Consider the following 17,381-nt stretch of genomic DNA (forward strand, 5'->3'; position numbering starts at 1 on the left):
CAAAGATATGGATTTAATTTGAAATGAACAAATGTTTAGAAGGAAATGTTCATTTAGAAAGAGCCGAAGGCTTTATGGCAAGGGCTTGATGGACTGACAAGTTCATCGCTTGTGCGGTGTTGGCGACGCTGTGCCACTCGTGGGGGCTGGTGTGAAGTGCATGGGTGCTGCGCGGCGAGCAGCATGGCTGTCCCAGCCTATGGCAGGGCAAAGGAGTGTGTGTGGACTTGATCTGAGCGGGCACGTGTGACAGCCCTGAGCAAGTACATACTTACTTCTTTGAAGCCATACCGCTCACCGCTTAGGCAGTGCTCAGGCTCTTTAACTGTCAGCCCTGTAGCGAGTGACCAGCCGAGCCAACAGCACAAGCCTATCATCGATAAGGTGATGATTGAAAGCCCGCAGGGGTATGGGGTGGGGCAAAAAATATTGGGCGATCCTCACGGACAGCCCAATATGAATAGAAATTTCGAATCGAAGTTATGAAAAAAGAACTTTATCGGTAATGAACACAGATTATGCTAGAAACGTATGTTTGTGTATGAAACGAATCAGAATGAGTGCGAAGCTGATGCAGATGAAAGCAGTCAGGATGATGATGAGCCACTTGAATGTGGCTGAAGGAGCGGTCTTCTGCTTAATGGCCGATTTTGATTTTTGGGACTGAGTGGCCAGAGCCATGCTGTCCTTCAAATCGGCGTTGATGAAGGACTTCTCTTCGCTGTTGTCAGCGATGTGTAGTCCGTAGATTTTGAGTGCCGTAGGCTCTGATGGGGGCAGCAGGTATGAAGGGACTTGAGAAGGCCGCGAAGCGGATGCGGAACGCGAAGCGTTTCGGATGCGCTTGCGGGCTGGATTATGCGAGATGGATTGCGAGTCAGACGGAGTCTCCAAGGGACATTCCATCCCATATGGATACTCCCTTGGAGACTCCGGCGAAGTGGCAAATATCATGATGATGCTGTCTGCAGACAGACGGAACTGTCTGGAGAGAGAATCGAGTGTGCGGTAAAAAGTGAGACGGGATGCCGTCACGGAGGCCGTCTCACTTTCACTTACCGCCTTTTCGGACGTGCGCATCGTCCTGCAGGAAGTAAGTGACGTCAAACAAACGATGAAAATAAGTATTATAAAGCGAGTGAAGTATTTCATTTTGAGTGTGATTTAAAGATGTAATCGTATTCGTGAACGTCAAACGACGGACATGATTTCTTGGCGTAGATGCAGAGGGCAGGGTAGCCTTTGCAGCGGCTGCAGGGATGAAGAGGATCTTTTTTCTTCAGGCTGCAGACCAGCTCACGATGTCCGTGTAAGGTGGCGTTGGGAAATGTCTTGTGAAGCTCTTCCAGGATATTTACCAACGCTACCTTCTGTTCGGGCGTTCGCGTATCCTTGGGCGTCTTGCCATCCTTGGCACAGCCTCCGACATAGACAATACCGATGCTATGGCGGTTGTGCCCGTCCTCAGAGCAATGGGCGCCCACCATATCGATGGGCCGGCCATCGTGAATGGTGCCGTCGAGGTAAATCACTTTGTGATAGCCGATGCAGCGCCATTTGTTCTGGGTGCGATGGATGTCGTCAATCTGCTTGACGGTCATCTCGCGACCTTCAGGCGTAGCCGTGCAATGGACGATTATCTCATGAATCTCGCGGCTCATTGCTCGCCTCCTTCCTCTTTAGCGTCGATTTCTGATTTGAGTTCTGCGAACTTGGTGTGGATGTATATGCTCACACCGAATATTGAGCCAGCGTATACAAGACATTGTGCGAAGAACAAGAGCACAGAGTCAGATATCTCGCCTGTGGGCGGTACGATGAAGCCCGCTGTGGCGAGTCCTACTCCAGCCATCAGCATTGCGATGGCAGAATAGATTTGGATGTCAGTCCTAGTTTCTTTAGTCATGATGTGTAGGTTTGGATGTTGATGGCGCAAAGGTAAGCAGAGTGTGATAATCACAAAAAGACATAAAAAATATTGTATGTTCATGTTTATTTATTATCTTTGCGCTATGATAAATGAATTTAAGGTCATAACACTGTGCGGTAGCACTAGGTTCAAGGAACAGTTTCTGGAAGAACAGAAGCGGCTCACTCTTGAAGGGAATGTGGTCATTTCTGTTGGTTTGTTCGGACATTCAGGTGACGAAGAAGTATGGAAGCCTGGCATCAAGGAGATGTTGGACCGAATGCACCTGAGTAAAATCGACATGGCAGATGAAATCTTTGTCATCAATGTTGATGGTTACATAGGTGAAAGCACAAAACGCGAGATATCTTATGCTCTCGCACACGGTAAGACCGTGAAGTATCTCGAAAAGCCACGTGAGCCGATGACAGAGACACCAAGAATTTTTATAGCTTAATATACTGTTAGATATATAAGAATCTATGATTATAAAAAACAGACCCAACCCAAATGAGGCATTTCCTAATCCGAACCTCCCAAGACTATGCTTCATCAAGAATGTGGTGAAGAATCCACGTATCATTATAGGAGATTACACCTACTATGACGATGTGGATGGTGCTGACCAGTTTGAGAAGCACGTCACACACTTCTACGATTTTATTGGCGACAAACTGATTATTGGCAAGTTCTGCGCCATTGCCAAGGGCGTTGAGTTCGTGATGAACGGCGCTAATCATAGAATGGACGGAGTGACCACATATCCGTTCTATATTATGGGTGGTGACTGGGGAAGTGCAATTGCTCCCATCAAAGATGAGTTGCCGCTTAAGGGAGATACTGTAGTCGGCAATGATGTCTGGATTGGTCAGAATGTGACAGTGATGCCTGGGGTTCATATCGGCGACGGTGCCATTATCGGAACAAACTCTGTAGTTGCCTCAGATATTCCTCCGTATTCTATTGCCGCAGGTAATCCCTGCAGGGTAATCCGCAAGCGTTTCGATGATGAATTTATTGCCTACCTTCTGGAATTGAAATGGTGGGATTGGGACATTGAAAAGATTGAGACTAACTTTAAGGCCTTATCGAGTTGCGATCTTTCACTGATTAGAACTATTGAAAAATGACCATCGATACCACCAATATGTGCTCGCATCTGCAGAAGAAGCTGTTTGAGGGGGATGGCATCTATCATCCTCTTTGGATAGCTATGCAGGATGATTCAGAGTTGACAGCTGTCGTTCGTACCCGTCAGCTTCATATCTATCGTAACGGCAAGAAAGTGTTGGTGCTGGCTGGAAAGGCCGCACCTAAAATCATCAGAGAAGATAAGCTCTGCGAAATGCTATAATCACCTATATCTCACCTGATACCCGAATTCTTACGAAAAAACGGAAGCCGCGCGGACTTCCGTTTCCTGGTTTTATCTTTAAAACAGATCAGAGTCCCGTGATCTATCGTGTAAACAGAGAAAGCGGCCCTTGCTGGCCGCCCTCCTCTGTGGTATCTATTGCCGCTGTCGCGGTTAAATTCGATTAACGGGTGAATGGATAAATAGGTTAGAAGCCGAGCACCGGCCTGACACTATCGCTACCCGTCGTAAAGTAGTTGACCCAAGAATAGCTGTGGAAACCCCACGCGTACCAGCCACCGTACTCCGCGTACTCCGTAGCAGACCAATAGTCGCCAGCCATTGCCGTGCCGCCGACACCGGTGGTGATGTAGGCGTTCACGTTGCCGTCGTAAGTCGTGCCGTTGCTGTCACCCGTCGTCGAGCCGAGGTTGGTGAAGATGGCCTCGTAGTCGCTCTTCTGCGCCACGCACCAGTTCGACACCGTAATAGGATTACTAATAGAAGGCCACAATATTATATAACTCGTCAGAGAGCCGCGTGCCCCGTCGGGCAGCAGCTTCAGCGTCGTGCCGGCGTAGTTGGTCACGGAGTTCCAGCCGTTGATGATGTCCCACGTCTGCTTCGGAGCGTCCTGCAGGGCGAGAATCAGGCCGTGGCCCGTCTCCGTCACCTTGCCCAGGATGCCCACGGCAGTACATCCGCTGGGTACAGCGGTCTTGGCTAGGTGCAGATGGCCATCGGCACACACCACCATGCCGTAGTTAGCTGTATTGGCATTGCTGAGAAGCGCCTCTGGCATCTTCCAGCTGACGCTGTAGCCGTTGTCTGCTGCGTAGGTTTTGCCGGTGAGCGACTTGTTGTAGCACTGCGAGCCATCGTTGGCGGTAATATCGATGTTGGCCGAGGTCACGGGGCGGATGGCTACGTAGATGGGACCAGCGGCTGCCAAGCGGCTGACGGTGTAAGTGTTGGTGCCGTCGCCGATGGTCAGGCTGGTGATGCCGTCAGTAATTTCGCTTGGTGTCGCAGCATTATCCTTGAGGGTAATGGCCAGGATGGCGAGCTGGTTCTCCAGCGTCACCGAGGGCAGGTTGCCGCCGGCCCAGGTGCCCGACCCCGTGCAGAAGTCGAATTTGCTGGCGAGGGTCGCGAGCGTGCCGTCCTGATTATTGTAGAGGGCGTCGTAGTTTGGTGTGAAGTCGGCATTGGCCATCGCTGCGGGATAGGTGTAGACCACGCTCATTTCCTTGTAGGGGTTGTCCAGCGTGAAAGTGAACGTGGCGGACTTTCCTCCGTTGGTGATGTCGCCGGCGGTCAGCGGCGCACTCACCGCCTTCTCGTGAACTGTGCCCTTGTCCTTCCAGTAGTAAATAGCCATCGTCTCGCCAGCGGCGAAGGTCTTCACGCCCGTACTGGTCAGTGCGCGGGTTGTTCCAGCTCCGCCGTCCAGGCTAACGGTGGTGGTCAGGGTTACTACGTTGTTCTTAGTCTCGGGCTGCTGCGGATTGTCGAAATTATCGTCGTTTGAACAGCCGGTCATCATTGCGCCCATCAAAGCGAGGGCAGCCATGCTCAGAAAATTCTTCATTGTCTTCATTGCTTTCTTCGTTTTAGTGGGTTTGTTACTCTTCATCTTCACTCTGCCAATAGTAGTTCTGAACTCCGGCTTGGCCATTACTACCAGCCAGCAGTTGCGGCTGTTGTTTCAACTCGTAAACCTTCATCGTAGGTTTCTCATACTCTTTTTTCTTCATGTTATTTATCATTTTAGATTAATTGTCAATATGTTATTTTATATTTTCCCACTTATTGGTTTTCTGTGACAAAGGTACTAATATTATTCTCAAAGGTCGTTGTTTCTTCTTAAAAAAAAGTTAAGAGCTGAATTTCTTCATACATCAGTATTGCTAGTTATTAAATTAATAATCATTTAAGTTAGTGACTGAAAAAGTATTAAAACGACATGAGAAATGTCACTCTTTTATCGTTTATTATTGTCTTAAAAGCAGGGAAAAGAAGGGTTTCAAGGACAAAAAGAATTCTTTCTGGGAAATCAGTAAAGAAGGAGAAACCTATAGGATTGATTAATGGTTGTATCGGCGATAATTGTCATCTAGCGCCTTGGCTACCACACCTACGAAAGACTGTCCGATGTTATCAGCCAGGAAGTCACGGAGGTTAAGAACTGAGGAATAATACTTTCGAGAGAACCATTTCTTAGCGACACGCTTCTTTTCACGACCTATATCCCCAGAGTTGCCTCTGGGGATTTCTTTGCCAGTACCGAAGTCCTGCCAAAGACCATATTCGAGAAAAGCTTGGGAGAGGCCGATTTCTATGAAACGACCGTCGGCACGGACTGGGAGAGCGCTGACGGAGTGCAGCAAACGGCCTGTGTCTATGACTCCTAACAAGGTGATTTGCTCCTGCCAGATTTTGAGCATGGTGTCGTTGAAGGCGAGGACGTATTTCTCGCGCTCGCCTTGTGGATTGGGATGCTGATTCAAGTCCATTCCTCTTGATTGTATTGAAGGTCGGTGTATGTGTCAACGGCGATTTGGAAGTAGGCACAAGCGCATCCTGAGAAGAAATAGCGGTCTATTTCCTGGAATGAGATGCGAGGGTCGATATAGATGGAGTGCTGCTGCAGACGTGTTTGTTCCTGGATCAGGACGGACATGTACTGTCGGAACAGCTCGCGCATCGCATCCATACAGGACTGGCGGGCCACCATATTGTCAAGGGTGTGGCGCATGGCCAGGAACACCGTCTTCACTCGGCGAGTGTGCGGTGTGTTGTTGATGTCCGTAAATCCCTGAGAGATGTCGGACACGCAGACGAAAGCCGTTTTCGTCAGCATCTTGGCCAGTGCTTCTTCGAAGCCGTCAAGCCCTGAGACTCGGCAGAAGGTGAAGTGCTTGGACTGAGCGAACTTGTTGCGCTTGGTCAGGCTTTCAAAGAATGATGTGGCATCCCAATTGAAGGTGTCGTTGTTCTTGTTTTGTGTTTGTGGTTCAGGTGTATGTGGGTGAAATGGTAGCATAAGTAATGGTGTAATGTGAGTATGTAAGTATTTGGTAAATAAATTATTAAAGAATAACAACAAAATAAAAGTATCAAGGCTTTTTATAAGCCTTACGAAGCTCTTCTGCTTCCCTTGCCTTAGCGTCAAGCTCAGTGAGGGCACGCCATGTATCCATCTTCATGATGGCGGCTTCCTTGGTGATATCGCCACCAGTGAGGGCACGGATCATGGCATTCGTGCTGTCACGCAGTTGGCTGTAGATATCAGGCTGGGCACTACCAAGGAGATTGTCGTCACCCTTGGCGGGTGCCGGTTTGTAGAAGTTCGAGAAGAGCGAGGCGAAGTACTGTTTGAGCGAGGCCATCCAGTAGAAAATGCCTACGAGATGGGCACGAGAGGGCTTCACATGGTCGCTTCCATAAAGGATTTGCGCCATCTGAAGCAACAGTTCGTCCTGCTGTGTGTTGAGATAACCCTGGAACAGGTTGTCAACATACAGGTACTGCTCAAACGGAACCTTCTCGAAGTCTGCGGGCAAAGCATGGTACTTGCCGATTCGCGAGATACGAACAGGCATTGGAGCGAATGAATCCAAGTAATCTAGGACTGAGGTAGCTTGCTGAATCTGCCTCGTACTGAGCACAACCTGCTCCTTTTTCCTCTTAATGAGGAAACGATGGACGGGTAGGGTGGCAAGCACCTTCAAGTGATTCCACTTCATGAGACAGAGGGTCTTTACCTCTGCAGCTGACAAGTCGCGGCTGAAGAGGCTATAGACCATCAGGAGCTGCGCGTCGGATAGTTCGGCCCAAGTGGTGGGCAATGAGATATTAAAAACTGCTTCCATACCGCAAAGGTACAGAAGCAGGTTGTATGAGGAAAAGACAATGTTAATTGCCTCTTTTAAGTTCTTCTAACTCCCTTTTCTTCTCTTCAATATCATTTTCCAACTGCTTTATGGCACCTTTTATTGATTTTTGTAGGACGAAGTGCTTGACAGTTAATACAAGATTAGTGATATCAGCTTCTTCTTTGGGGATTGCTCCGTATGCTTCTGCTTCCTCTAACTGCTTTTCCTGCTCGAGCGTATGGTCAAGCAGGTCTTTCAATTTTGTGATTTCCTCAAAAGAATAAGGTGGTCTTATATCGTTTATTTCGCGGAGTTCGTCTTGCAAATACTGGGGAATTAATTCTTCCTTTTTCATTCTCTTGGTTGTATATATATTATTTCCAGGTTTTATTCGCTTCTATTTCCTTTGCCCATGCAATCTCCTTCTTAAGATAGTCTATTGCATGCTGATTGTATTTGTTTTCAGGTGAGGATTTAAACATGCGTAAAGCATATTCTTCTGTTTCGATGTAGTCAGCTGTAAAACCACCTAAAGCTATCAGTTTTTCTTCATAATTCAGCGCTTCGCCTTTTACGAGCTGTAGGATATAGCCTTCAAATCCCCATGAGGCACCACGATTGAATTCAAATGACTCTTTCTCGGCGGCAATTAAATCAGGAAGACTATTCTCATATTTGAGGATTGCTTCAATATCCTCTTTTGCTGTTGGTTGTCTGTTGTGAGCTATCTCGTAAACTACTTTTTGGGCTACCCAAACGGCACCACGAATAAAATCATCTGATGCATTTGGAAATGCCTTTCTAGTATATACTTCTATCATAATCATAGTGCAAAGGTACGAAAAATCCGCCTAAAATCGGTAGGCGGACGAGTAATTTTTAATCATGAAGACTTATTTGTTTTGATGATTAGGATATATTAGAATAATGAAAGAAGTAGGTTAATAATTTTGGCGAAAAATCGAATAAATTTTCCGCTTATAGGAAATTCTGGACATATTTTTTTGATATTTAATTAAAACGATGTAATTTTGCAGGCTGATTTAATTATTGTATTATTTATACCAAAAAAATGGAGATAACTAAAAAAGAAAATTACCAGAAACCTACCATTCAGGTAGTAGAGATTAAACAACAGTGCCATATTCTGGCTGGTAGTAATCCTCAATCAACCCTTAACGTAGAGTATGAGGAAGAAGAAGCTTAGTGTCAAACCCCAAATCAGAATGTGAACAATGAAGATGACTTTTAATAGAATGGGTTGGCTGGTCATGGCCGCAGCCTTCATCATGAGTTTTGCTGCATGCTCAAACGATGACAACGAAACAAATGTTCAACCTCAGACAATACATGTGTCCGTAGATGCAGGGCTAGGGAATGATGGAACTACTCGAAGTGAGATGATTACTGAGAGCGGTAAACGTGTGCTGACTTTTACAGAGGGTGATAGATTGTATGTATATGAAGATCTTGGGGGTTATTTGTGCTTGGCAGGCTATCTTACTATGAAAGATGGGTCGCTTGCTGCAGACGGGAAAAGTGCAGCATTTGAGGGTGACCTCAAAGTGTATGACTATAAGACTCTTACAGCAGTTGAGACATCCTATGACTTTGGCGATGCAGACCCCCTTGCAGCAGGAGCCGATGCCTATCTCGTCCACAAGAACATGATAGAGGGTGATGAAGCATCAGGTGCACATTATTTTATATCTAACTCGAAACGTCTTAATTTTAATCTAACAAACTTGATTGCTTCTGATGTAGAAACGCTTATGGAGTCAGCATTGCCTGTGTGGGGACTCTATAACAGTGCGACTAAGACCTTTGAATTAAGTAGCCATACCGCAATTTTTAATGTCCACATCAGCGGAAGCGGAGTTGTTGCAAATCAGGATTATAATATAGACGTGCGTGATTCTGACGGCGATTTGATTATGGGATATCGTTATACATCTGATGACACTGGCGTCATAAACTGTGCCTTCGTCGTTTATTGTAACGATTATGGTGCCCCATATAAACTCCAGATTGCGAATACATCCAACTGGTCTGATGACAAAACCTTTGAACTGGCCAACAATAAAATTGAGGCAAAGATATACAACATCACCCGCACGTGGAATTAATTGAACCAAGGAGTATTAACTATAAGCAGCAAGCACGACGTCTTTGAACGCCGTGCTTGTTTTGCATTATAGCCAGTAGCCGCCGGACTTCTTTTTGTTTTCGAAGACTTTGGGGGTGTATAGAGCTGCCACAGGGGAACTGTGCCAAGCGGGAAAGATTTCTTCGTGCTCACGGATGATGTTCACGAGGTCATAGAAGGATTGCGGATGAACCTGCATGTCTGAGAGAAGCATCATCTCCAAAGATTGGAGAGTGCGGATGACTTGCTCTTCCAACGGCTTGGCGGTGCGGAGCTGAGTGATGACGTGATTACGGAAGACTGTTATCTGCTCGTGGGAGAAGTATGTGTCTGCAAGGACCGACTCAATTTTAATGAGGCGGTCATGCAGCTTCTGATAATTCTCCCAGAGGTGTTCACGGATAGCGAGGCGGTGGCATAGGCTCAGGAAGGGGAACATAGTACTGGAGAAGTACTTGCCCTGTTGGGACTGGCGCCATTCGGGACGGGCGGAGAGGCGAAGGATGAGGGCTTCGATGGCGGCGTCGCGCTGAGACTCGAGAGAGGTAATCAGGGCGTCGACGCGCTCACGAGAAGCAGGAACTACGTTCTGGTTCGAGACGATGCCGAAGCCATTAGGGGTCAATACCAAATCAAGTGAAGGTATGGCGGTCATATAGGCATGACAGGCTACTAGCTTTTCCAAGGGGTAGCGGAAACGCTCGTTAGGTCCGAAGCTGTCGGCTGTAGCAATCTCGTCAAAGATAGCTTCAGGAACGAAGGTATCTATTGCCCATTGCTCTGCAGTCTCGAGATATGGGTAAAGCTTCTCTATCAGGGTGGGCTCGCCCTCTACAGTAGCGAGGACGTTTGGGATGAGCAGTCGGAGCTGGTCGTCGGTGGTGATTAGTTTCATTATTTGTGGGATTAATGGGGTGAATGGGGATAATGGGCTAGAGCTGCTATAGCATAGCAGCATACTGAACAGGGGTCACTTTATTCGGGGTCAATGGTCTTGTTTGGGGTCACGAGCTTTGCGTCTCTTTTCTCATCGAGCGTCGATAGCATGATGAAGGGGCAGTCGGGATGAACTCCGTCCCAGCCGTTATACCTTATTATAATATTATGAACGGTGAAAAGGAGGTCATGATACGGTTTCTGTAAGGCTTGGGCAATCGTATACAACTCGCGCTTGTCGCTTCCGGAATTGTTGGTCTGAGACTTTCCTGGAACTGAGCCGACAAGGTTTGAATGGACTCGCATCGTAAAACACATCATATTGACGGCCTCGATGATATCGGTGGACCAGTCGCCACCTTCCTTGTCGGTCTCTACCTTATTGATGACCACGTCGTGCTGCTCCTCGCCGTTGGGATTGACATAGAACGTAGAAAAGAGCACCTTGCCGGAGTTTTCCATGCCTGTGAGGAAGTTGATAATCTTCTCCTTCTCCTCGATGACACGATCCATCTGCTTCTTGCGGTCGGTAATGCCTTCGGCCTTGAAGATACCGTCCCAGAAGCGGTTGGCAATCTCTATGTGATACTTGATGGGCGCAGAATTCTTCAGTTTTGCCTCCTTGGCCATACCGATGAGCTTCTTGATGTTGTACCAGTTGCCCTTGAAGAGAGAGCCATAGTAGGGGATTGGGTAGTAGGTGCTGTCGGGTGTGGGGACGCGGCTGACGATGGCGAACTTGCGGCACTTCGTCGCGGGCTTGGTGGGCTTCATGGGCGAAGTGGGGGACTTGCCTAAACGATTGTTCAAATCACTCCAGGGAGAATGAGAGTCGAGCATCTCGATTTTCTCGACCTGGTCCTTGCTGGAGATAGTCTTCCTCCAGTTAGCATAGAGAAGATAGGGGATACGGCCGTCCTTCTCTGCAGGGGCGAAACGACAGTAGCAGGCCTCCTTGCGAAGAATGCGGACGATGCGGGAGGCGTCGGCACTGAGGATGATGATACTGACGCAGAACCCGAAGTGCTTGAAGTCCTGACAGACACCGAGAAAATAGGAGGGAAGGTCGTTGTCCATGAGGTAATGGTCGACGTCCTTCTTAACGGCTGCTTTGGCTTCCGATGTGTCATAGACCAGGCCGGAGCCATAGCAAACCTCGGCATTGAAAATCTGGCAGGTGGAAAGCGTCTCGTCCGACTCGATAAGCTCAAGAATCTTGTAGGGCATCTGGTTGTCAGCACCCCATGGCATATACTGATAGCCCTCGTCGAGAGGCACAGGAAGGATATCCGACTGTTCGCGGAATACCTCGGACGAACTGGCGGTGAAAGCTGCGGAGGCCTTCAAGTCAGGAATGTTTTCAACGGAGTTGAAGGAATAGTTAAAGTCTTGTGGCTGGTTCATATCTTAGCGTTTTTGATGCAAAGATATGAAGGTGGGTGCGTATGAGAAAAGACATCAAATTTTGGCGAGATTCTTCCCTTAATTACGGATTATTGAGTAATTTTGTAGGCAAAACAAGGAAGAATGAAAGACGAAGAGATTTTCAAAGCAGAGGTTTCAACGGAGCTGGAGTTGCCGCTTTACGATGCGATAGCAGCTGGTTTCCCCATTACCAGTGACTATCCAGCCGAGAGACTGGACTTCAACCGCGATTTCATCAAGCATCCTGAAAGTACCTTCTTTGTCAAGGTGAAAGGTGATTCGATGAAGGATGCAGGTATCTATGACGGTGACCTTTGCCTGGTGGACAGAGCAGAAGAGATGGTGCACGGCAATATCGTGGCTGCGTATGTCAATGGCGGGTTTACGGTGAAGTACCTCGATACCTCGACCAAGGATGAAGGTTTCATCCGACTGCGTCCTGCCAATACGGATTACAAACCGTTTATTGTGGATGCCTCTGACGAGTTTATTGTCTGGGGCAAGGTCATTTTTACCATTAGAGACTGGAGGAACAGCTATTGTTTGCCATTGTAGATTGTGATAACTGCTTCGTGAGCTGCGAAAGGGTGTTTCGCCCTGACCTCAACGGAAAGCCTGTCGTTGTACTGTCGAACAATGACGGCTGTGTTGTGGCACGCTCGAACGAAGCAAAGGCTCTTGGCATCAAGGCAGGAACGCCATATTTCCAACTTAAGGATTTGTTCCCCGGGCAGGAGATTGCGGTGTTCTCCTCGAACTACGAGCTCTACATCGACATGACGGACAGAGTGATGTCACTTATCCGTCAGGAGGTGCCAGAGTTCTACCGCTATAGCATCGATGAAGGCTTCTGCATGCTCGATGGGATGAATTTCCTCGACCTGAAGGAATGGGGAGAGAAACTGCACCAGACCATCAAGCGCTGCACAGGTATGCCTGTCAGCATCGGTATTGCCCAGACTAAGACCTTGGCAAAGATGGCCAGCCACTATGCCAAGAAATACCCCGGCTTCAATCATTGCTGCTACATCGATAATATCGAGCGTAGGAACAAGGCCTTGGAGCTTTACCCCATTGAGGAAGTATGGGGAATCGGCAGACAGTACGCCAAGAGGCTGCAAGCCGAGCGCGTGACGACTGCCTATGATTTCGCCATGAAGCCCAAGAGCTGGGTACGTGCCACCTTCAATGTGGTGGTGGAGCGTACGTGGCGCGAACTCAATGGGGATGACTGTGTGCCCCTGGAAGATCTGGGCAAGAAAAAAAGCATCTGCACCAGCAGGAGCTTCCCCGGGATGGTGCCAGACTTTGAGACCCTGCGAACCAGTATCAGCAACTTCGCCGCTCATTGTGCCGAGAAGCTGCGCAAGCAACAGTCTGCAGCGAGCATTGTGAGTGTGTTCATCGACACGAACCATTTCCGCGAGGACTTGCCCCAGTACTGGAACTGGGCGCAGGAGAGTCTGCTGACGCCCACCAGCTCGACACAGGATATCGTGCAATGTGCGCTGCGCTGCACCCAAAGGATATTCCGACAGGGGTATCAGTATAAGCGTGCGGGTGTGGTGGTGGCAGGCATCTGTCCCGATACTGCCGTTCAGACCAACTTCATCGACTATGATTCTGAACGGTACGAGAAGAAGAAAAGGCTTGATGAAGCCATTGATAAAATCAACAGGATGAACGGCAGCGAGACCATCGTGCTTGGGTCGCAGCAGTATACGGCAAAGGACGGAAAAGGTAAAGCGGGCGTTTTCCGTGACAGCATCAAGCACGACTTCCGCAGTCCCAGCTACACCACGAAGTGGAGCGATATTCCTGAGGCAAAATGATAATAGAAGTGGCGGTCTTCGCAGATCGCCACTTCGTTTCGATTTTTTAGAACACTGGTCAATTAGTAAATAAATGGCCGTGTATCAATGTTATGCAACGGGAAACATTGATGGGTATACTCAGGCTGGCGCTTCTAGAAAAGTAGGGATACAAAGAACGTGGACCTGCGTATCCCAAAGTCTTCGTACTTAGGCACTGGAAAAGCCACATAGAAAAGACAATGAGACGACAAGCCCACGTATATACGTGAACTGTCGAACTCCAGTCTTGTTCTATTTTTGAAGTTTCCAGTTTCAAGTACACAAGACAGAAGCACATCAGCTTCGTTTTCAATAAGAGTACTGCGGGTGCACGTAGGCAGGGGCAGTAAGAATGGCTGTACCACTGTACATCGTCATTCTGGGTGCAAAGGTACGAAAAAAAACGAATATAATATAAGAATTACCTAGATTTCATTTTTTATTGAACTAAAAGATAAAAAACTGCAGAGCTGATTTTCTCAACTCTGCAGATTTGGATAATACTTATTTATGCTATTATTAGCTGTTTAAGACTATTGTGTATGTACTTATTACTTACTGTGGTGTTATATTAGTATATATAGCCCCAACCATTATCATTGTTTATACGGAGCGTGCCACCCGAGATATTGGCGAAGTCATATATCACAGGCATCATGTTCCAAAAACGTTCCTCTAAGACTTTATATTTAGTCGCTTCGCTGGGTATGTTTGCGGTGAAGACATTATAACTCTCGTCATACCAGGTCGTGCCTACTGAGGTCAGGCTGACGGTGCTGCCGACTGTTGTATTTTCATCTTTGTAGAACTGGACGTAAAAGTCAGAGGTACCCCAGTCTTCAGGAAGCCACACCGTGATGTAGGATTCATTTGGACCGCCGGCACCCACGAATTTCTTGTAGGCTACGCCCCCGATTTCCTCGTCGGTGGAAGTGATATTGAGGCCGGAGGCGTCATGGACGAAGCCATATGCGAATGTGGGGGCGCTGCTCGTGTAGAGCGTCACGTCTTTGGTGAGCATCCAGCAACTACCATCAATACTGCCGTTGACGGTCAGCGTGTGAGTGCCGCCCGCCGTGGTGATAAGCGTGTGGTTGGAACTAGAATTGCTTGCCCTGATATTGCCATTCACGGTGACGTTGCCGTCGAGCTTGATGGTGGCGCGGTAGAAGTCAACGGAGTTATAATATGTTAAGGTCGATATATAGCCGTTGAACACGGTGCCGTCGGCAAAGGTCATGGTGGCTGCATTGCCGATGATTTGGCCGCTGCCCGTGCCGCTGATGGTGTATTCCTTGCCGTCCTGCAGCGTGTATTTGCCATCGTCCGACTTCTCCACGGCCACGCCATCGGTGGTGTTCATGATGAAGGGAGTCATCTTCCAGCTAACGTTGTAGCCGTTGCTTGCGGCGTAGGTCTTGCTTGTCAGCGACTTCGAATAATCGTTAGTGGCGGAGGCGGCGGTAATCTTGATGCTGGCATTGTCCGTGGGAAGGATAGCTAAATAGATGGGACCTGCCGCTGCTGAGCGAGTGACAGTGTAGTTGTTGGTGCCGTCGCTCAGGGTGAGGCTGGTGATGCTGCTGGTAATGTCGCTGCTGCCATCGCTGTTCTTCAGCGTCATGGCGAGGATGGCCAACTGATTCGCAAGCGTGCCAGTGGGCAGCGAGGTGCCGTCCCATGTATCGGTGTAAGTAGCTAAGTCCAGATTGGTGGCAAGGTTATCCAATGTACCGTCCTGCGTAGACAGCGCGTCGTAGTTGACCGAGCCGTCGTCCTTTGCCATTGCGGCGGGATAGATGTAGGTCACAGCCTGCGTTTTGTCGGGGTCTGTCAGCTCGAAGGTAAAGGTGGCCGACTTCTTGTCTGTTGCAGGGTCGGCAGTAGTGGTGATGTCACCATCCGTCAGTGCTGCACTTACGGCCTTGACGGTATTGCCGCTGGTGTTCTTGTAAACGATGGCCATCGTTTCGCCTGCAGCAAAGGTCTTAACGGCCTGTTTGTTCACGTAATCAATATTCAATGCGCGACTAGTACCTCGTGCCTCTGCACCCTCGTCGAGGCCGACGGTGGTGGTCATTGTTACTACATTGCTTTTGTTTTCAGGCTGCTGGGGAGTGTCAATGAAGTTGTCATCGCTGGAGCAGCTGGTCACGATGGCGCCCACCAGTGCGAGGGCAGCCATGCTGAGATATTTCATTGTCTTCATCATTGTTTTTAACGTTTAGTGGGTTGTTACTCTTCTTCTTCATCGTGAAAAGTGTAATTTTGCGCTCCTGCCTGTCCTGGGCTGGTGCAGATGATGCCTTGGTGTTGCAACTTGACGACCTTCATCGCCGGTTTTCTGTAATCTTTTCGTTTCATTTTGTTTATTATTGATATTAGTTACGTTTTACCCGGGTTGTAAAAAGATTAAAACGAGCGCAAAGGTATAAAAAAATATCTGAAAATGAGCATGAAAAAGGAAAAATGTGGTAATTTTTAGAGGAAGACCTCCATGCCGTTGAGCTTGAAAATGCAACACTCGCGGGTCTGGCGGATCTGGTTGGAGTCGAGAAGCTTGAACTTGCGGATACCCTTGTAGTGGTCGTACTTGATACAGATGCATCGGTGCCACTCCTGGATCTCGCCCTTTGAGGTCCAGAGACGGATATCTACTGGGTCGGGTCGGTTGAGAATCAGTCGGGCGGTGGAAATGTGGATTGAGTTCATAGAGTTAAAGACATAATAACTGGTTAAAGACACAATAACATATTAACATATAAACTATAACCTTTCGGTTCCGTCGGCATATTTCCATGAGAACTTCAGGCGGATGAGGTCTTTGTCGGAATCAGTTACTTCGGATGTGATATCGCTGATAAGAACCTTGGCAGAGGTGAAAGAGTCGATTTGGCGGGTGACATACTTTGAGGAAAGCATCTCGCTGAGCCATGAAGCTTCCTGGGGAGTCAGCGGTGCCGTCTCTACCTCGTGCTTTACCTTAACAGACTCGTCGTAGAACTGCGTATAATGACCACAAACGGCCTCACTATGATCTATTTCGGTCTTTGTGGTGGTGGCAGCGAAGAGGTAGGCGGTATCGAGGTGGTTGAAAGCATTCAGGAAGTGGAATGTGTCGCAGGGTTGCTCGTCGGTGAAGAAGAGGTTGAACTGCCGGTTGCCGACGCGATACTCTGCGCCATGTACCTTACAGGAGAAATGCGTTGCTCGGTCGACAAGAGTCTTCAGGTAGGCATGGGACAGAACCTTGGAAGAAATGGAATCGAAGTCGGACGGTGTTTCCCCCAGGTCACAATCAAGCGAGAGAATCAGGCTTGGATTTGCAAGTTGTGAGAAATATATCCGTGCGCTGATGGAACTTGCTTCTCTTGTGGTGGCGAAAAAGCTCAGCTTCATGCTGCCGCTGCGGGGAATGAGTGCGCTGCGCAGTGTGGTCAGGAAGTGGCTGGACAAAAAAGCCTCAGAAGAAAGGATAGTGCTGAAGCGGCAATAGATGACCGTGATATCGTCACTTGAAACGACAGTTGGTGAAGAGGTGTCGCTGCCGTATGACACGTGGATGTTTCCGTCGTCGTCATACGTAACAGTCTCCTTGATTGTCTCAGCGCCCTTAGCTTCTATCTTCAATGTGGCAATGTTTCGCTGAGCGCCTGACATGTAGGACTCCACGATGGAACGGATATCACGGACGATAATCTCCTGGTTGTAGGGGTAGTAGACGGACGAGAAAACCTTTGAGGAGTTCACGAGAACGGAAACCTCCAAAGACTCCTGGTCCGTGGTGATGCTGACCTCCTCCGGAAGATGTGACGTGAGGAAGATGCTGCTGAATGTGGTATTGATGGTAGTGGCCATGATGTTTCTTTTTTGTGCAAAG

Annotated in this window: 23 protein-coding genes; 8 read left to right on the forward strand and 15 right to left on the reverse strand. The window is 48.3% G+C overall.

Translation table 11 applies throughout. The features are described from left to right. Positions 1 to 516 precede the first annotated feature (516 nt). On the reverse strand, positions 517 to 1,080 hold the full coding sequence (locus L6468_RS05860) for a hypothetical protein (RefSeq protein WP_237796347.1): 564 nt from the start codon (positions 1,078 to 1,080) through the stop codon (positions 517 to 519). 68 nt (positions 1,081 to 1,148) lie between these two features. Then, complete coding sequence (locus L6468_RS05865) at positions 1,149 to 1,661, reverse strand: N-acetylmuramoyl-L-alanine amidase (protein ID WP_237796355.1); 513 nt, start codon at positions 1,659 to 1,661, stop codon at positions 1,149 to 1,151. A 60-nt stretch (positions 1,662 to 1,721) separates the two neighbouring features. On the opposite strand from L6468_RS05865, the gene L6468_RS05870 reads away from it, so the two are divergent. From L6468_RS05870 to L6468_RS05885, 4 genes are all read left to right on the forward strand, one after another. After that, a complete protein-coding gene (locus L6468_RS05870; RefSeq protein ID WP_237796357.1) occupies positions 1,722 to 1,874 on the forward strand; it encodes a hypothetical protein in 153 nt (50 codons plus the stop codon). 138 nt (positions 1,875 to 2,012) lie between these two features. Then, positions 2,013 to 2,366: a hypothetical protein gene (locus L6468_RS05875; protein ID WP_237796358.1), complete on the forward strand. Its 354-nt coding sequence runs from the start codon at positions 2,013 to 2,015 to the stop codon at positions 2,364 to 2,366. Between the two features lie 25 nt (positions 2,367 to 2,391). Continuing rightward, the gene (locus tag L6468_RS05880; RefSeq protein ID WP_237796360.1) at positions 2,392 to 3,039 is read left to right on the forward strand and encodes a Vat family streptogramin A O-acetyltransferase; all 648 of its coding nucleotides are present in this window, start codon (positions 2,392 to 2,394) and stop codon (positions 3,037 to 3,039) included. Beyond that, on the forward strand, positions 3,036 to 3,263 hold the full coding sequence (locus L6468_RS05885) for a hypothetical protein (protein WP_237796362.1): 228 nt from the start codon (positions 3,036 to 3,038) through the stop codon (positions 3,261 to 3,263). Before L6468_RS05880 ends, L6468_RS05885 begins: the two co-directional genes overlap by 4 nt. Before the next feature lie 208 nt (positions 3,264 to 3,471). Here the strand turns inward: L6468_RS05885 and L6468_RS05890 are convergent, their stop codons facing one another. From L6468_RS05890 to L6468_RS05915, 7 genes are all read right to left on the reverse strand, one after another. Beyond that, positions 3,472 to 4,863, reverse strand: a complete 1,392-nt coding sequence (locus tag L6468_RS05890; RefSeq protein ID WP_237796363.1) for a hypothetical protein — start codon at positions 4,861 to 4,863, stop codon at positions 3,472 to 3,474. A 25-nt stretch (positions 4,864 to 4,888) separates the two neighbouring features. Next, positions 4,889 to 5,020, reverse strand: coding sequence for a hypothetical protein (locus tag L6468_RS14680; protein WP_255779428.1), 132 nt, complete (start codon positions 5,018 to 5,020; stop codon positions 4,889 to 4,891). 330 nt (positions 5,021 to 5,350) lie between these two features. Further along, positions 5,351 to 5,779 carry a hypothetical protein gene (locus L6468_RS05895; protein ID WP_237796388.1) on the reverse strand — a complete coding sequence of 143 codons (429 nt, stop codon included), beginning with the start codon at positions 5,777 to 5,779 and terminating at the stop codon, positions 5,351 to 5,353. Beyond that, the gene (locus tag L6468_RS05900; protein WP_237796390.1) at positions 5,770 to 6,309 is read right to left on the reverse strand and encodes a hypothetical protein; all 540 of its coding nucleotides are present in this window, start codon (positions 6,307 to 6,309) and stop codon (positions 5,770 to 5,772) included. The genes L6468_RS05895 and L6468_RS05900 overlap by 10 nt, the downstream gene beginning before the upstream one ends. Before the next feature lie 73 nt (positions 6,310 to 6,382). Continuing rightward, positions 6,383 to 7,138, reverse strand: coding sequence for a hypothetical protein (locus L6468_RS05905; protein ID WP_237796392.1), 756 nt, complete (start codon positions 7,136 to 7,138; stop codon positions 6,383 to 6,385). Between the two features lie 43 nt (positions 7,139 to 7,181). Further along, on the reverse strand, positions 7,182 to 7,496 hold the full coding sequence (locus tag L6468_RS05910; protein ID WP_237796394.1) for a hypothetical protein: 315 nt from the start codon (positions 7,494 to 7,496) through the stop codon (positions 7,182 to 7,184). A 19-nt stretch (positions 7,497 to 7,515) separates the two neighbouring features. Beyond that, positions 7,516 to 7,968 carry a hypothetical protein gene (locus L6468_RS05915; protein ID WP_237796396.1) on the reverse strand — a complete coding sequence of 151 codons (453 nt, stop codon included), beginning with the start codon at positions 7,966 to 7,968 and terminating at the stop codon, positions 7,516 to 7,518. 245 nt (positions 7,969 to 8,213) lie between these two features. On the opposite strand from L6468_RS05915, the gene L6468_RS14685 reads away from it, so the two are divergent. Next, positions 8,214 to 8,348 carry a hypothetical protein gene (locus tag L6468_RS14685; RefSeq protein WP_255779430.1) on the forward strand — a complete coding sequence of 45 codons (135 nt, stop codon included), beginning with the start codon at positions 8,214 to 8,216 and terminating at the stop codon, positions 8,346 to 8,348. Positions 8,349 to 8,376: 28 nt separating this feature from the next. Next, positions 8,377 to 9,267: a hypothetical protein gene (locus tag L6468_RS05920; protein WP_237796398.1), complete on the forward strand. Its 891-nt coding sequence runs from the start codon at positions 8,377 to 8,379 to the stop codon at positions 9,265 to 9,267. Positions 9,268 to 9,333: 66 nt separating this feature from the next. Here the strand turns inward: L6468_RS05920 and L6468_RS05925 are convergent, their stop codons facing one another. Together L6468_RS05925 and L6468_RS05930 are read right to left on the reverse strand one after the other, a co-directional pair. After that, positions 9,334 to 10,182: a DUF6712 family protein gene (locus tag L6468_RS05925; RefSeq protein ID WP_237796400.1), complete on the reverse strand. Its 849-nt coding sequence runs from the start codon at positions 10,180 to 10,182 to the stop codon at positions 9,334 to 9,336. Positions 10,183 to 10,262: 80 nt separating this feature from the next. Continuing rightward, entirely contained in the window at positions 10,263 to 11,627 is a 1,365-nt protein-coding gene (locus L6468_RS05930; protein WP_237796402.1) for a hypothetical protein, read from the reverse strand. 123 nt (positions 11,628 to 11,750) lie between these two features. Between L6468_RS05930 and L6468_RS05935 the strand changes: the two genes are divergently transcribed. Further along, the gene (locus L6468_RS05935; protein ID WP_237796404.1) at positions 11,751 to 12,203 is read left to right on the forward strand and encodes a LexA family protein; all 453 of its coding nucleotides are present in this window, start codon (positions 11,751 to 11,753) and stop codon (positions 12,201 to 12,203) included. Further along, the gene (locus L6468_RS05940) at positions 12,188 to 13,480 is read left to right on the forward strand and encodes a Y-family DNA polymerase (protein WP_237796407.1); all 1,293 of its coding nucleotides are present in this window, start codon (positions 12,188 to 12,190) and stop codon (positions 13,478 to 13,480) included. Before L6468_RS05935 ends, L6468_RS05940 begins: the two co-directional genes overlap by 16 nt. Positions 13,481 to 14,072: 592 nt before the next feature. Here L6468_RS05940 and L6468_RS05945 read toward each other — a convergent pair. The 4 genes from L6468_RS05945 to L6468_RS05955 all read right to left on the reverse strand — a co-directional run bounded on the left by L6468_RS05945 (position 14,073) and on the right by L6468_RS05955 (position 17,359). Continuing rightward, on the reverse strand, positions 14,073 to 15,713 hold the full coding sequence (locus L6468_RS05945) for a hypothetical protein (RefSeq protein WP_237796408.1): 1,641 nt from the start codon (positions 15,711 to 15,713) through the stop codon (positions 14,073 to 14,075). Between the two features lie 23 nt (positions 15,714 to 15,736). Beyond that, on the reverse strand, positions 15,737 to 15,865 hold the full coding sequence (locus L6468_RS14690; RefSeq protein ID WP_255779432.1) for a hypothetical protein: 129 nt from the start codon (positions 15,863 to 15,865) through the stop codon (positions 15,737 to 15,739). Positions 15,866 to 15,982: 117 nt separating this feature from the next. After that, positions 15,983 to 16,213, reverse strand: a complete 231-nt coding sequence (locus tag L6468_RS05950) for a hypothetical protein (RefSeq protein WP_237796410.1) — start codon at positions 16,211 to 16,213, stop codon at positions 15,983 to 15,985. Positions 16,214 to 16,267: 54 nt separating this feature from the next. Next, positions 16,268 to 17,359: a hypothetical protein gene (locus L6468_RS05955; RefSeq protein WP_237796412.1), complete on the reverse strand. Its 1,092-nt coding sequence runs from the start codon at positions 17,357 to 17,359 to the stop codon at positions 16,268 to 16,270. Positions 17,360 to 17,381 lie beyond the last annotated feature (22 nt).

Source organism: Prevotella communis, from assembly GCF_022024115.1.
GTDB lineage: Bacteria > Bacteroidota > Bacteroidia > Bacteroidales > Bacteroidaceae > Prevotella > Prevotella communis.

Bases quoted from the DNA above. Each gene is read 5' to 3' on its own strand.
- L6468_RS05860 (WP_237796347.1), bottom strand. From the start codon at position 1,080: ATGCGCACGTCCGAAAAGGCGGTAAGTGAAAGTGAGACGGCCTCCGTG.
- L6468_RS05865 (WP_237796355.1), bottom strand. From the start codon at position 1,661: ATGAGCCGCGAGATTCATGAGATAATCGTCCATTGCACGGCTACGCCT.
- L6468_RS05870 (WP_237796357.1), top strand. From the start codon at position 1,722: ATGTATATGCTCACACCGAATATTGAGCCAGCGTATACAAGACATTGT.
- L6468_RS05875 (WP_237796358.1), top strand. From the start codon at position 2,013: ATGATAAATGAATTTAAGGTCATAACACTGTGCGGTAGCACTAGGTTC.
- L6468_RS05880 (WP_237796360.1), top strand. From the start codon at position 2,392: ATGATTATAAAAAACAGACCCAACCCAAATGAGGCATTTCCTAATCCG.
- L6468_RS05885 (WP_237796362.1), top strand. From the start codon at position 3,036: ATGACCATCGATACCACCAATATGTGCTCGCATCTGCAGAAGAAGCTG.
- L6468_RS05890 (WP_237796363.1), bottom strand. From the start codon at position 4,863: ATGAAGACAATGAAGAATTTTCTGAGCATGGCTGCCCTCGCTTTGATG.
- L6468_RS14680 (WP_255779428.1), bottom strand. From the start codon at position 5,020: ATGAAGAAAAAAGAGTATGAGAAACCTACGATGAAGGTTTACGAGTTG.
- L6468_RS05895 (WP_237796388.1), bottom strand. From the start codon at position 5,779: ATGGACTTGAATCAGCATCCCAATCCACAAGGCGAGCGCGAGAAATAC.
- L6468_RS05900 (WP_237796390.1), bottom strand. From the start codon at position 6,309: ATGCTACCATTTCACCCACATACACCTGAACCACAAACACAAAACAAG.
- L6468_RS05905 (WP_237796392.1), bottom strand. From the start codon at position 7,138: ATGGAAGCAGTTTTTAATATCTCATTGCCCACCACTTGGGCCGAACTA.
- L6468_RS05910 (WP_237796394.1), bottom strand. From the start codon at position 7,496: ATGAAAAAGGAAGAATTAATTCCCCAGTATTTGCAAGACGAACTCCGC.
- L6468_RS05915 (WP_237796396.1), bottom strand. From the start codon at position 7,968: ATGATTATGATAGAAGTATATACTAGAAAGGCATTTCCAAATGCATCA.
- L6468_RS14685 (WP_255779430.1), top strand. From the start codon at position 8,214: ATGGAGATAACTAAAAAAGAAAATTACCAGAAACCTACCATTCAGGTA.
- L6468_RS05920 (WP_237796398.1), top strand. From the start codon at position 8,377: ATGAAGATGACTTTTAATAGAATGGGTTGGCTGGTCATGGCCGCAGCC.
- L6468_RS05925 (WP_237796400.1), bottom strand. From the start codon at position 10,182: ATGAAACTAATCACCACCGACGACCAGCTCCGACTGCTCATCCCAAAC.
- L6468_RS05930 (WP_237796402.1), bottom strand. From the start codon at position 11,627: ATGAACCAGCCACAAGACTTTAACTATTCCTTCAACTCCGTTGAAAAC.
- L6468_RS05935 (WP_237796404.1), top strand. From the start codon at position 11,751: ATGAAAGACGAAGAGATTTTCAAAGCAGAGGTTTCAACGGAGCTGGAG.
- L6468_RS05945 (WP_237796408.1), bottom strand. From the start codon at position 15,713: ATGATGAAGACAATGAAATATCTCAGCATGGCTGCCCTCGCACTGGTG.
- L6468_RS14690 (WP_255779432.1), bottom strand. From the start codon at position 15,865: ATGAAACGAAAAGATTACAGAAAACCGGCGATGAAGGTCGTCAAGTTG.
- L6468_RS05950 (WP_237796410.1), bottom strand. From the start codon at position 16,213: ATGAACTCAATCCACATTTCCACCGCCCGACTGATTCTCAACCGACCC.
- L6468_RS05955 (WP_237796412.1), bottom strand. From the start codon at position 17,359: ATGGCCACTACCATCAATACCACATTCAGCAGCATCTTCCTCACGTCA.